Below are 13,971 nucleotides of genomic sequence, written 5' to 3' on the forward strand. Positions count from 1 at the left end.
TCCTTTCGAAATTGGTTGGTGTTCAAGTGGCCTCGACGACATGTTCGGCTGGAAGAACGAGGCCGACATAGATGGCGAAGGCCAACAGGCAAAAGCCAAGCATCACGGCAGCCATCGAAAATGCCGAATGCCCGTCGAAAAGTGCCGCGACCATTGCGCTCGACAACGCCGCGCCGATCATTTGAACGAAAGCCCTTGCAGCACTGATGGTGCCTACGATTTCGGGCATCGGCCGCACGGCTTCGTTCGTGGTGTGAGGCGAGATCAAGCCGAACGACAATGCGACTCCGACGATCACGATCACCACCAGACTGGCCGACGTGCCTTCCGCGAGCATCACGACGACCAGGGAGGTGGCCAGGAAAGTCGAGAGTGCGAGGCCCGTCACAATCACTTGCGCCGGCGATAGCCCCGAACGGCCGAGAATCCTGTTAACGCGGGTACCGAGCATGACCGATAGCGAACTGGCTGCGAAGATCACACCATATTGATACGGGCTGAGCCCCAGAGCATTGATGAAGAATAGTGATGAACCGGTAACGTAGGCGAATACGGCTCCGGCGGCCGCGGCGTTGCAAAGGATGTAGCCCACACAGAGTGGATGCCGCAGAACGCGACGATAGTTTTGCAGCATCGTCGCATGGCCGAGCTTGAGGTTCGGATCGATTGTCGCGCTCTCGCTGAAGGCCGACATTGCGGCGAGCAGCACTAATCCTGCCGCAAGCGGCACAAGGTAAACAGTCCGCCAACTGCCCAGCGCAAGCAGCGCTGCGCCGACGATTGGCGCAATCATCGGGACGACGTAGATCGCGAGCACCACATTGGCCATCCTTGCCGCCGCGGTCTCGCCCTCAAAGAGATCGTTGACAATCGCAACCGCGGCGATCCCGGTTGCGGATGCGCCTGCTCCTTGGAGGGCACGAAAGACTAGGAGCTGCGATAGCGAACTTGACAGGAGGCAGCCTAAGCTCGCGGCGACAACGAGTGCACAGCCAAACATAATGATCGGCTTGCGGCCGAAGCGATCGGATACCGGCCCATAGATGAGAAGCGATGCTCCCATGGTCATGAGATAGACGCTCATCGCGAGCCCGACATCGGCCGACGTCACGCCGAGATCGGCTGCCGCAGCCGAGAGGCTTGGCAGGATCATGTCGATGCCAAATGTCGGCAAGGAGGCCAGAAGGCCGAGCAACAAGGTGAAGGCGAACGAATTTGGATTGATGCGCACGGCCATGTTTCCATTGATCGGCGTCAAGGCGGGCGCCATGTCGCGGGCTTGGAGGAGTTTCATCAGGGAAAGACAACGCATCGATCAGGCAACTGTCCGGAAGCACCGCCCGATCAGCACCTCGGCTCGCTCGTCATGCGCGGCTGCGCCGCCGTCGTCCGATCGCCGCAAGGATCTCCATCTCTTGGACAACAGGCGAAGTGTCGATATCAGCCTGGATGATTTGGCCAAGCCTTCGGGCTGCGACTTTGAATTGCGGTTCGCTGATCAGCTGCTTGATGGCTGCCGCTATCTCCGGCGCGGACGCTGTCGGTGCCAATCGAAGCCCTGCTCCCTTCGCCTCTATCCGCGCTGCATTGGCTGATTGGTCTCGTCCCATTGGCAGGATGAGTTGCGGCAAAGCATTGATGAGTGCCCGGGTGACGGTTCCGTGGCCGCCTTGGGATATGACAACAGAAACGTCCTTCATAATGGTGTCGTGAGACGCGCCGCGCACCAGATGGACGTTCTTCAGAGCTTGAAGATCGGCGATGTCCAGATTTGGACCGGTCGTGAAAACAGCCTCGAGATCCATGGCGCCGACGGCATTGATGACGCGCTGAAATACGTCGCGCTGGCCCTGTGCACCCGTGCTGCAGGCGATCAGCGCACGAGGGCGATCGGATCGCGGGGACCTGGGACCCTGCCACGACTTCGACCAACTCGGCACGTCAAGCAAAGGCCCGATGTAGCGAAAATTGCCCGGAAGAGCGTCCGCCTCAAAATCGAAGGCCTGGCTGATGGCAAGCAGAACGCGATCGGCTTCGTCAAACAGCTCCATAGCGTCGCTAAGGACGGGAAGACCGAACTCGAGACGGGCTTGATTGAGGATAGGAAGAGAGGCATTGAATGTTGCCGCGAGCGCATCGGAGGCTCGCCTGACTTCGGCGTGTTCCTCCGGCGTTTTCGGTTGCCCCAGTCCGGAGGTCGCGGGCGGCATTCCGGGCAGCGGACGAATGCTGACATGAGGCGAGAGAAACGCGAACGGCACGCCACATGCTTTCGCCCCGACCGCCGCACCAAATAGCAGGTCGAGACCGAGCACCGCATCCGTTGGCACGCGTCCAATCTCCTCGCGAATGTCGGCTGCGTAGGCAGAACAAGGCTCGAAGACGACCCTGCGCATCCTCTCGCGCATATCCGAGACATCGGTCGGGTCCGCGGCCCCGCCTGTTGGAGCGCGGCGCCATGTCACGAACTCGAAATCCGCGGCCTCGACTTCGACCCGCATGGCCGGATCGGCGATCACGCGGACATGGTGACCATACCGGCGCAATCGGCGGGCGACTGTCAAGAGCGGACTGAGATTTCCCAACGTACCCCACGAGGCGAAGAGAAAATTGTAAGAAGTCATCGGCGTCTTTCTTCGCAGTCGCGCATTCCAAGATCTGCGGCCCTCGCCCGGAAGGCGCAACTTAAAGCCCGCGCGCTAGCCCAAGGATGCTGCGCGCGAGCCGTCCAGCATGTGGGGACGGAACGGTGCGCCCCCGCGTGACACAAACGCTTCGAGTTTCCGACGTGCCAGTCACCCCGTTCCATCGACGACGCGTCTTCTACAGCGCGCCAGGTCAGCTTTCTCGTATTGACGAGATCTGGTCGATCTGTTTGACGCGGATCTGTTTCGACCTAATGGAGCGACGTCGTGCAACCGAAGAGAATTCGATTGAACCCGTCGTTACGACTCGCCTTGCGCTCTACTGCGTACGATTCTCCCAAGAGATACGCAAAGCGCACAGATGATTTGCCGATGATCCGGCGATGCCAGCGCGTTGTTTTGATCATGGCCTCAAACCTACAATCTGACGCCACGAGAGATTCAAGCTGTTTTTGACGATCTCGGGAGACCTCATTCCAATCTGCCGAAGGCGACGCTTGGAAAGCTTCGTCTGATGGAAACGTGATGGATCGGCTCGTGCCGATTTGGGCGCAGTGCCCGGACGACGTGCGCGCAGCAAGCGATTTACATTCGTTTGGCGTCGGGTGAGGTTTTCCCGCAGAGAGCACGGTCAACAACGAAGCGGCCCCAGCACCTTTGGGGGCCATGGAGGCGGGTGCTGGGGCCGTCGTCGCCTGACCCGGGACTAGCGCGGATCAGCAACCTGATCGTGCATATCCAATTCGATTCCCGCAATGACCTGAGCCATCAAAATCGCGTAGGTCATATTATTTGTTCTGGCGAGTGTCCCAATTGAGACAGCGGCCGATCACGACGACAATGACCGCACCTCGCGGATCATGATCACGAAGGAAGGAACTGATGTCAGTCGAAGCTGACGGATCGTTGTGCCGACATTTTCAAAGACAACGACATCGGAAATTCGGACCAAGCTGTGCGAAATCAAGCCCGCCGCCGCCCCGCTGGCGAGCGTCTTGGCCGAAGCGCCAACAGATCATCATTCGATCGCGTCATCCGACCTGAACATGGCGATTGAACTGCAAGCCTCGATATAGACGTTCTGTGCAAGACGCCGGGAACGCGCCTTGTCTCACCGCACGGCGATCTCGGCATCGACATCGGCAAGCCCCGCCAGAATATTTTAAGAGCCAAGCGATCTGGACCAGCCGTCCACGCTCGAAAAAGGCGCGCCGACAAACTGCGTCATAAGCGATTTACGTTCGTTTGAGACCCAAACCGAAATCTGTTTGCGATTACGAGGCGCTTGGATTTTTCTGGTATACCAACGAGAGCTTTTTTGGCGCGGGGGAAAGACCGCTCGAGCTGGCGGCCGAATAGACCGGCGCCGGGATGACGCGACGCGGGAAAAACCTTTAGCTGAAAACGTCAGATAACCCAGCGGGTTGGTCGGGGCAGGATGAGATCAGCCAATCCGCAGATTTTCGGCGGACGTCTTGCCCGAGCGATTGGCCTTTAGCTCGTAACTGACGCGAGCGCCCTCCTCAAGACCGGTATAGCCCGCCTTTTCGACGGCACGGATGTGCACGAAAACGTCTGGCCCTCCATCGTCCGGCCTGATGAAGCCATACCCTTTGGTCGAACTGAACCACTTCACAATACCCATAGCCACCGCACTATCTCCATAATTGAACGATGGTGATTTAGTGAAGAGTTTTGCAGTCATCAAGCTTGTGGCAGGGGAAACGCACGGCTTGGCAGCGTACGTTACGTACCAACTTTTTTGCCGCATGGCTTGAGTCCCGCCGCTTTGTGCGGGGACCACCAGCACAAGCCCTGGCTCGGAGCACACTTCGCTTTGAGGCTTCAGGACACGGACGGCGTTTTCACTTGCGCGTCATTCGTCGCAGGCTTACCGGTTACAGGACAATTGCAGAGCCGGAACCATACCGCACTCATGAGGAGCCGAGCTGGAGCGGAGCGTCCGATCCGCCTTGCAGAACCAGGCGGCCGTGAACTCCATCCCGAAGCTCGTCGCGTAACTCCCTGAAAATCTGAAGCCGTCTCCTCGAGGCAAGGGACGCAGCCGGGCGTCGGCCGTCATGTACTGAAGCCGAGTTTGAAGGTGCTCGAGATCGGCCATGAAGATGGCTGCGCGTCGGCCGGCGCGCACACATCGGATCTTCGCCAGCACTTGACGCGACCGGGACGCTGGACATCTCATCGGGACATGGTGAGAACCGGCCGGCCAGGCTCAAAACCCGAAAACTCGGCCCTTTCAAAAAAACCGCCGGAGCCCGCCGCTCGCTCCTGATTGCATAGCCGTTTCAAAGAGCTCGCGCCATTCTCGATTGCCAGGCCCTCACCGATGGTCCCGATTCCGACGGCAGACCGGACGAAGGAGGCTGCGCATCTTTTCAAGGAAACGTATCTCACGAAAAACGAAGGACGAGACTTCCCTCGCCCGCTGCTGCCGGGCCAGCGCGCTGGCCCGAGCTAGCGCCGCCTTGCCGCGAACTGGCTATTGCGCACCGGCATGAGGCAACCGCCGCTTCCGACGCGCAGCGGCCAGCAAGCAGCAGCGGCTAAACGGTACCGCCGCCACTCGCGAGACTGTCGTTTCCTGGCAGGAACAGGACATTGGCTTGTCGCTGCCATTTCTGGTCCTGGACGATTGTCTCATGGAAGGTCCATGCGAGCCATTCACGCGGCGAGCCGCGAGCCAGGATTGGGGCGGCTGCACGAGCGCCCGCCGGATCGGATCGTCCCCTGTGCAATGCCTGCTACGGCAGAGCGTAATCCGCCGCGATATGCTCCTCATCCGGTCGGTCGCTCGCGGCCGGCTCTTGTCCGCTGGGGCCGATGGGCGGAGCCGTCGTTGTCGGTAGCGCGCAAAGGCTATCCTGCGGATGTTTCACCGGGTCCGCTAACGCCGCAAAGGCTTCTCTCGCATGGGCGCCCTCCCTCGGCTCCGTGCCGGCGGGTTTGATCCTGTCGTGGGCGGTCACCGCGGCTGCGGTAACTCGGCTTTTGTCCAGCTCTCGAAGGTAGTCTGCCGACCAGTCGTGGATCGTATATGCTTCTAGTTTGTCCATCATCGACCGCCAGCGCCTGACACGCTCCTCACGCGGCATCTTGGCCGCCTGCAAAATTGCATCCCTGATCTCTTCAGGACGGTTCGGATCCACCAAGAGCGCCTCGTCGTCGTTGAAGTCTTCAGCCGCACCCGCAAACTTCGAGAGCACCAGAACGCCGGGGTCCTTCGGATCCTGTGCAGCAACATATTCTTTCGCGACAAGATTCATGCCGTCACGCAACGGCGTCACGACGCCAACACGCGCCGCGCGGTAAAGACGCGCGAGTGCCGACTGGCTGAACGATTCGTTCCTGTACTGGATCGGGCTCCACTCGTCAGTGCCGTGCTCGGCATTGACCTGGTTGATCCGGCTCTCGACCTCGTTTTTATACTTCTGATACTCCTCGACGTCGGCGCGTGAGGGGGGCGCGATCTGCAACAGCGAGATGCTGCGCGGCTTGGCCTTCGCCAAAGCCTGATTGAAACCTTCGACCCTTTTGTCGATGCCCTTGGTGTAGTCGAGCCGGTCGACGCCGATCGCAAGCGTGGTGCCCTCGACGCTTTTCAGCAAGGACGAGACTTTTTCCTGCTCTGCGGGAGACAAGTCTGCAGCCAGGTAGTCTGCGAACTGCTTCGGATCGATACCTATCGGGAACTTTTGACATCGCGTCCGGCCACGTTCCGAGATCACAACGCCGTCCTTGCTCTCCAGCCCGAGATGGGAACGCAGACAGTCGAGAAAGTTGTTCACGTCTCGGTTCGTCTGAAAGCCGAGCAGATCATACTCCAGCATCGACTTCATCAGTTCGCGATGATTGGACACGAGCTTGATCATGTCAGGGGTCGGCCATGGCGTATGCAGGAAAAAGCCGGTCGGCCGCTCGATGCCGAGCTGACGCAGATCGGCCGCGAGCGGAAATAAGTGATAGTCATGCACCCAGAACGCGTTCCGATCCTGCAAGCCGGACGCTGCCCGCGCGATGAAGGCGTTCATCTCTCGATAGCTGCGGTACCCCTCTTCCGCGCGCGACATCCGATCGGGCAGGGAGTGCAATACCGGCCACAACGTCGCGTTCGAATAATCTCGATAGTAACCGGGATAATGCGCGGCCGGCAGATCGAGCTTGGCCACATGGCCTTCGCCAGCTTCCTGGAGCGGGAGAGGCTTCTCAGTCCCGTCGCCGCGGCTGTCCGAGGAGAACATCCAGATCGCGCCGGACCGTTCAACGACCGGCTCGAGACCCGCGGCAAGTCCGCCGACCTGGGGTTCATTGGGATCGAAGGGCGCGCCGCGGTTCGAAATGACGACCAGCTTCATGTCCGGTCGCCGGGCTCGCGTATCGACGCGATCATTCAGGTCGCTGGAGACAACGCAATGGGAAGGGCCCGCGCCGGCTTGTTGCTCCAGTTTCAGTGGGATCTCGCTCAGGTGTCGATCAAACGCCGCCTCCTCTGTCGTGTCAGGTTGCTGAGTGGCGTATGATATAGCATCGGGGCTCGATGTGGCTGCGTCGAGAGTGTCATGGACTCGATCCATTCCGTAACTCCGTTTGACGATGTTTGCGTTTGATGCGGTTTGCCGATCAGCTCCCAGTCATTTCCACCTCACAAGGCTGACAGGTCTAGCTTTCGGGAAGCTGACCGGTCGTACAAGTGGCCGCATTAGTTCTCCCATCGAGGACTATCGGCTCGATCGGAGCGGTAGGTGCGACGACACGTCAGATTGAAGGGAAGACGAGCTCGACCTTCATCGCCTTGATGAGCGCACGCCGCCACAGGCGGTCCGGCGAGGACATGACGGGCCCGACGCCAAGGACCCGAGCGCTGGAGCAGGATCGCCCCTTACGTGATCATCACTTGGGCGGCCGTCCGCGCGCATCTGCGAGCATATGCAGGAGTAGGCATGGACCGTGACTTGACCTTTTTGCCCCGCCCGGCGGCTCGATGGACAAGCGGTCAAATCCATTGCGGAACATCACGAGCTATCACCCGCGCCTGCTGGTGAGCACGCGCAAGGGTCACGGGCCGCGCCAAATCGTTTGCTCGAGCAAATTCTGGACAGGTTTGCGAAGACTGGGGCGCACTTAAGATTTTGTCCTTGACAAGATCCGCTGCGACCGCGGACGTGCGCTATCGATGCCTGCGACCCGCGTTCGGATTTGCTTGAGCGCGACGCGGCGGCTGGAGGCTCGTCACCTATTTGATGCCAATCGGAATGGGGTCATCGCGCCAAAAGCACACTTCGGCGACCTCGAGCGCGGGCGCCAACCTTCGAGGTTGGGCTCGGCGATCACTGTGCTCCAGTTGCGGGATGGCGGTCGTGACCGAGCCGGTTTCAATGCCGAACCCTGCTTGCGCAAGCTGGGCCATACATCGCGCTCGTTTTCCGCTCGCGCCGTCCACCACCTGCGACAGCTTCCCGAATGCGGCCTGCCGCTGTCCGAAAGCCGATGGAGCCTGTATGCCTCGACAACCGTTTCGTCGACATGATCGCGATCGGTCGATACGTCCGCTCCACCAAGTTCGGCGCGGTTAAGCGTTTCGTCGTCCGCGAACGGTCGGCCGTTGTCGAATTGGCAGACAAGTCGGCGCTGCCAGCCCTCAAGGCTTCATTGCGCCTTGCACATTTGTGTCAAGTGCGTAGATCGACGTCGTGCCGCAGATATACAGTCTGTTTGGCTGCTGACCGCCGAAGCACAAATTGGCGACGGTTTCCGGGATGTGGACCCTGCCGATCAAATCTCCATCCGGCGTGTAGCAGCGTACGCCGTCCTCGCTGGGATCGCCCCAACCCACGGAGCACCAAACCCGTCCGGCGGTGTCGCAACGCACCCCGTCGCTGACATTCGACTTGGGCATTCCGCAAAGACTTTGCCGTTGAGCAGCTTTCCGGCTCCGACATCGACGTCGAATACGCGGATCTGGCAGGGATTGTCATGACTGTCCGAGAAGCCACTGTCGATGATGTAGAGCTTCTTTTCGTCGGGTGAGAAGGCAATGCCGTTGGGCTCCACGAAATCATCAGCAACAACCCTGACCTCGCCGGATTTCGGATCGACCCGGTAGACGTTCCTCGTTTCCTGCTCAGGCTCGGCTATGTTGCCACCCGAATAGTCGCTGATGCCGTAAGCAGGATCGGTAAACCAGATCGAACCATCGGACGAGACAACCACCTCGTTGGGTGAATTCAGCTTCTTGCCATTGTACTTGTCGGCGACGATCGTGATCGAGCCGTCGAGCTCGGTCCGGGTGACCCGTCGGCCGCTGTGTTCGCAAGTGATCAGGCGACCTTTCTCGATCAATGGTGTTGCCGTTGGCATTCATGGATGGTTGGCGGAATACGCTTAAGTGATTGTCATCCTCTGATAGCCGCATGATGCGGTTGCTCGGAATATCGCTGAACAGGAGGTAGCGCCCTGCCGGGAAGTAAACCGGTCCCTCGGCCCAGCGCAATCCAGTCGCGATGCGCTCAACCGCGCTTGCGCCAGAAAAAATCGGAAGGTCCGTGGAGCCAAACAAAATCTTGGGCTCCTTGAGAAACTCAATGTGAGTGTCTGGATGGCGACTTCCGGCGAGTGGTCCCAAGGGCAACGGATCCGCATTCGTGATAGGAGCGCCTGTGTGGCCGAACGGCGTGACGGTCGACCCGGCGGCCGTCTTCATGGTTGTGGCCGTCGCAGCTGCAGCGGCCGCCGTGGTCAGGAATGCGCGTCTGTTCATCATTTCCTCTTTTGCATCCGTCTTGAACGATGCCAGGCGGCCTTCCGGCACAGCGGGACCGTTCTTGACCGGTTTCTGCGGGTGGGGAGTCGTCTAAGACACCAGAGATCGCACGTTGCCGAAGCGCCGACTGCGATCTATTCGTCTTGGCGATCAGGGCAAATCGCGCCGGTCATCGGAAGCTCCCCGAAGGACCGCTGTCCGTCCTGCTTGCGGTCGGTCGTCCATCTCGTCCCAGCAATTGGCGTGCCGGTCGCGGTCCTGTGCGTACGTCGCGTCAGGGCGGAAAACATGCGTTTGCTACCAGCATGACTCTGGAACGACGCTGCCCCTTGTCAGAATTCCGACATTGCCGTTTCCAACCGGACGTCGCTCTGATCTCACAGCACCGACGCATTTCGCGACTGCTTTCGGTGGAGACGGACGGATGACGCGCTTCAATGCGACACGGTGACTACGGTCCTATTCGAACCTTCCCGAAGGAAGGGTGCCGGTCCGCAGTGCTGCGAGCAGCGAACCGTCGTCGGCGAACAGGTCCCAAATCATGATCCCGGCGAGTGCACGGTTGCGCGCGTATAATGCCTTGCGTGCGATGGAGAGCGGATCGTCGTAGCTGATCCATATGCGCTGCTCGGCGTTATAGAGCCACGGCACCTGGCCCTCGTCGCTCCAATACCTGTGAAAGCCATGCTGCTGCGGCCGCCTGGCGACGAGATCCCGATAGTCGATGCCGTCGCCCCCTCCCCACTCGCCGCTCGCTGTCGCGCCCGTTTGGAAGAGCCCGCCGTTTTCCGGCGGAACGCCTGCGACGGCTCGGCCATAGAAGGCGACCCCGAGCGTCACCTTGGCGGGCGGCACGCCGGCCCCGATCAAGGCGTTTACACTCGCATCGACATTGAGATCAGGATTTGGATCACCGGCGCTGGCGAATAACGGGGCATTGAAGGCGGCAAGGGCCGAGCCCGCGTGATAGTCGTAGGCCATCAGATTAATGCGGTCGACCAACCGGGCCAGAGCGGCCGCCTCCAGATTGACAATCTTGTCGGGGGCGGCCGACACGGCAATGGTGAGTTCGAGCTCCCTGTGCTCGACGGCGGACAGCTCGGCGAGTTTTCGGCGGAGCTCTGCGATCAGGAGCGTGAAATTGATACGGTCTTCAGGGCGCGCGAGATTTCCTGGAGTTCCTCCTGAGACGGGAAACTCCCAATCGACGTCGACGCCATCGAACAGGCCCGGATACGGCCGAAAGAACACCTCGATGACGGATTGGGCGAACCGTGCACGCGACCGCGCAGTTGCAGCAGCCGCCGAGAAATATTTCGATCCGCTCCAACCACCCAATGAAATCAGGATCCGAAGCTGTGGATTATGCCGCTTCAATTCGGCGAGCTGGGCGAAATTGCCGCCCAACGGTCTGGCCGCTGCGGTCCCGTCGCACACTCCGGCGTCGAGGCAACGATCCGCAAGTTCAGCCAGTCCTTCTGGCGAGACGGTGCCGAACGCGTACATCAAGTGGGTCAGTTCGCGAGCCCGGATCGTCTTGATGTTTGGACCGCCGGTCCGGGCCTTCCACGGGGCGACATAACCGGCGACCACAGAGCTTGAGGCCGGCGCAGTCCGCCCCTGCTGCATCAGCGCGTATCCGCACATAAGGGTAGAAAACCCCGCGGCGGTGAATATTCGACGATTAACTGTCACTGCTCACGCCCTTAAGCTCTCTGCCGGATTGCTCCTTGGTACCACTGACAGCTTGATCACCCCCACCATATCGCCCGCCATTATAACCGCATCGACCAACCTCGCACTGATCGAGTCCGCAGCTTGTAGTTAGCCGATCAGCGAAGAGTTCAGGAGGTGTCGTCCTTATCTTTGCGCTTGCGACGGAGCAAGTCACGATAGCCGCCCCGCATGAGACGCAGCCCCATCTGGACCAAGCGAATGGTCCGGCTGCGCAGATCGTGTGTCTTCCACCCGCGATCGGGAATGCGAGGCGTGCCAAACAGGCCCTGGGCGATTTGGCGATAGCTGTTCCCTTCCAGCCACCCGTCCACACCACGCAGCGCGAGAATGTGCCGGTGCCGGGTCGCGATCGATTGAGAAAGAGGAGCCGGTCCAAGGGAACGGTGTTCGAGCGCCAACCACAATCGATGTGCTGCGTGCAAACGGATGTCGAAGTTACGGTCGATTGGCAGGTCGACGGCAACCAGTAAGCCTCGCGGTGGAAGTTCTCTTAGCCAAAGGCGATGCTTCACTCCTCCGAGCGGCACGATAGCATGCCATCCATCTGGCGCGTGACGGAGCTCGGCGCCTGCCAGTATGCCGAAATCAAGCTCGTACGGTTTGGACGTCGAGCAGACCGCCGCGTGGACGCTTAGTACGGTCGACAACGCCTCAGGCGCCCAGAAAACAGCTTGTTTGTCGAATGCTTTTTGCGGATCAGCCGCGAAACGTCAGCCCCCACTTCCTCCGGAAGTGATCCGTCGCGTTTGATTGTTTGCTGATGAGGAGGGCCTTATAGTCTTTTTGATAGTCGCGATCGCGGCGTAACCATTCCCAGGCTATGTCGATTGTTTCTGCTTTCTTGACATCCTGGTACGCGCTCTCTGATCTCCAGTCGTCCCCAGGCATCGCACCATTTCCCTGCATGTTCTCAATGCGCGCTAAGGAAACTGCTACTTGTGACGATTTATGGTTGTGCCCTCGCTGTTATTCAATATTTGACGCACTTACGCGATGGAACGATCCACTTTTTCGATTGGAACGAGGTCTGATCCGTTTCAGTGCGTTCACCCTTCCGCATTTGGTCGCCCCCAGCGCAGGGGATCGGCGCGCCACCCAGTTCGTTCGTTTATGAATCGGGATGACCGCTTGCGAAAAGGTCGAGCTTTGGCATGGTGAATACAACGAAGTGAGACCCGTAGGACAATCGGATGATGGATGCCTATGTCCCCTTCCATCAGCCTCGATCAACCGGCGCGGAGACTCGCACTTGGTCCGACCCACAGTTTTGCGGGGGGCCAACGGGCGCAAAAATCGAGGTCTGGGCAGGTTCGGCTTCGGTCTCATTGAGCACGTCCCGCCGTCGTGTCTCCTGTGCAATCCCACGACAGTCGCGTCCGGCCCCGAACAGGAAGCCGAGATTGGCCTGTGCGCGCTACACACGGGGCTGCTGGTTGAGCGGCACGGGCGATGTGGGTTCTACCAGCGCGGCCTCGGTCCGCTTGGCAGCTTGGATCGTCTCAGCCGCACGCTCGGCCGCTGTGGCGATCTCGCGGGAGGCTTTTTCGTAGTGCGAATGCAGAGCTCGTAACAAACCCGCGAATGCAGCCTGCTCGTTGACCAGTTTACCGCCGAGTTGGCGGGCGAGATCATCAAGCGCGTCATAGGCGACGATCACGGCCGAAGAATCGGCTTCGATCGGCACATTCCTCGCCAATTCCGGCCCAAGGCGAGTAACGAGCCAATCGACCGCTTCGAGCCGCGCACGTTGCTGCTTGATCGGCGGAAATAGCTGCTCCCAATGCGCGTACATCATGCCACGCAGGATGCCGAGACCGACGGCAAGACCTTCATATCCCTCGATCCGAAACGAACCATAAGTCGCCCAACAGCCGATCAGAATGTCCTTGGACCGGTTCGACAGGATATTGAGCGACAGCGTATTGACTTTAATCCAATCAACCGCCGTCGGTCCGTCGACGTCCATGCGCCGTACCTCGGCTTCAAGCCATTTGAATTCGTCTGTCTCACGAATGTCGACGCCGGCAGGTACAGGACCGGGCACGGGCGCAGCGCCGCGGCGCGAGCGCAGGGCAACGTTGTCGCGAACCATGATCCAGTAATCGATCATGGTGACAAAACCACGCGGGCTCCCCTGTTTCGACAGGTCCCGCTATTGGAACGGTTGACGTCGTGCCCGCCCCAGGCAATCCACTGAGAATCGATGATCTTGTAAGCCACCACTGCCGCTCCTTGCACAGGCGCTGCTGCTGACATGCCTCAATCAAGGCCTATGCCAATAGCGATAGATTGATTTGCAAGAGCTATTTGCTCGATCGCCGTGTCATGGTCCCTACACCATGTCGCACACGTAACATCAGAGACTCTGGCTGCGCTTAGGTCGGCCCCATCATTGGCCCACTGCCGGTGTCTCAGGCTCAGGTAGACCGCGCCCTGCGCCCTGCAAAAACTCAAATACCGGGATCGCCGCCGAAGACTACGCTTTCAAGCTATGGAACCGAGCAGCGGGAGGCGGTCATACTGTCGCAACTGAGACTAGAATCTAAGCTGGCGGACTCTGGGGGCTCCCCAACCGGCTCCGACGGCGACCGCCTCTGCGACGTCTGATGATCCAAGGGCCATCGAATGCAGATAAAGGTGAACCCTCGGTAGAAGCAGAGCGCCTCCAAACCGCAGGGAGGATTGGCAAGATCAACGTGGTTTCCTCCAGGGACGCTCGGACATCTCGTGATCGTCTGACGTATCGCGCACCTAAGGCGAGACCCAGCAATTTGAGCTCATGTCAACTACCCACCCTCGTGATTGAACGAG

8 protein-coding genes and 1 pseudogene are annotated in these 13,971 nt (G+C 59.8%); all 9 read right to left on the reverse strand.

What is annotated here, in order from left to right; all coding sequences use genetic code 11:
* Positions 1 to 22: 22 nt before the first annotated feature.
* A complete protein-coding gene (locus tag MTX19_RS30040; protein WP_348638220.1) occupies positions 23 to 1,312 on the reverse strand; it encodes a Bcr/CflA family efflux MFS transporter in 1,290 nt (429 codons plus the stop codon).
* A gap of 52 nt (positions 1,313 to 1,364) precedes the next feature.
* Positions 1,365 to 2,624, reverse strand: a complete 1,260-nt coding sequence (locus MTX19_RS30045; RefSeq protein WP_280980534.1) for a glycosyltransferase — start codon at positions 2,622 to 2,624, stop codon at positions 1,365 to 1,367.
* 1,465 nt (positions 2,625 to 4,089) lie between these two features.
* The gene (locus tag MTX19_RS30050) at positions 4,090 to 4,296 is read right to left on the reverse strand and encodes a cold-shock protein (protein WP_280978203.1); all 207 of its coding nucleotides are present in this window, start codon (positions 4,294 to 4,296) and stop codon (positions 4,090 to 4,092) included.
* A 1,111-nt stretch (positions 4,297 to 5,407) separates the two neighbouring features.
* Positions 5,408 to 7,018: a trehalose-6-phosphate synthase gene (locus tag MTX19_RS30055; RefSeq protein ID WP_280980535.1), complete on the reverse strand. Its 1,611-nt coding sequence runs from the start codon at positions 7,016 to 7,018 to the stop codon at positions 5,408 to 5,410.
* 878 nt (positions 7,019 to 7,896) lie between these two features.
* Positions 7,897 to 8,070, reverse strand: coding sequence for a hypothetical protein (locus MTX19_RS30060; protein ID WP_280973147.1), 174 nt, complete (start codon positions 8,068 to 8,070; stop codon positions 7,897 to 7,899).
* A 231-nt stretch (positions 8,071 to 8,301) separates the two neighbouring features.
* A pseudogene (locus MTX19_RS30065) lies at positions 8,302 to 9,423 on the reverse strand (SMP-30/gluconolactonase/LRE family protein).
* 459 nt (positions 9,424 to 9,882) lie between these two features.
* Positions 9,883 to 11,118, reverse strand: coding sequence for a glycoside hydrolase family 18 protein (locus MTX19_RS30070; RefSeq protein WP_280980536.1), 1,236 nt, complete (start codon positions 11,116 to 11,118; stop codon positions 9,883 to 9,885).
* A 149-nt stretch (positions 11,119 to 11,267) separates the two neighbouring features.
* Positions 11,268 to 11,807 (reverse strand): DUF2285 domain-containing protein, encoded by a 540-nt coding sequence (locus tag MTX19_RS30075; RefSeq protein ID WP_280980537.1) that lies wholly within the window; start codon positions 11,805 to 11,807, stop codon positions 11,268 to 11,270.
* Positions 11,808 to 12,574: 767 nt separating this feature from the next.
* Positions 12,575 to 13,270: a type VI secretion system ImpA family N-terminal domain-containing protein gene (locus tag MTX19_RS30080; protein WP_280980538.1), complete on the reverse strand. Its 696-nt coding sequence runs from the start codon at positions 13,268 to 13,270 to the stop codon at positions 12,575 to 12,577.
* Positions 13,271 to 13,971: the final 701 nt, after the last annotated feature.

Source organism: Bradyrhizobium sp. ISRA464, from assembly GCF_029910095.1.
Taxonomy (GTDB): Bacteria; Pseudomonadota; Alphaproteobacteria; order Rhizobiales; family Xanthobacteraceae; genus Bradyrhizobium.

What these genes read in the sequence shown, in the direction of transcription:
- MTX19_RS30080 (WP_280980538.1), bottom strand. Translation starts at nt 13,270, where the DNA reads ATGATCGATTACTGGATCATGGTTCGCGACAACGTTGCCCTGCGCTCG.
- MTX19_RS30060 (WP_280973147.1), bottom strand. Translation starts at nt 8,070, where the DNA reads ATGGCCCAGCTTGCGCAAGCAGGGTTCGGCATTGAAACCGGCTCGGTC.
- MTX19_RS30040 (WP_348638220.1), bottom strand. Translation starts at nt 1,312, where the DNA reads ATGCGTTGTCTTTCCCTGATGAAACTCCTCCAAGCCCGCGACATGGCG.
- MTX19_RS30055 (WP_280980535.1), bottom strand. Translation starts at nt 7,018, where the DNA reads ATGAAGCTGGTCGTCATTTCGAACCGCGGCGCGCCCTTCGATCCCAAT.
- MTX19_RS30045 (WP_280980534.1), bottom strand. Translation starts at nt 2,624, where the DNA reads ATGACTTCTTACAATTTTCTCTTCGCCTCGTGGGGTACGTTGGGAAAT.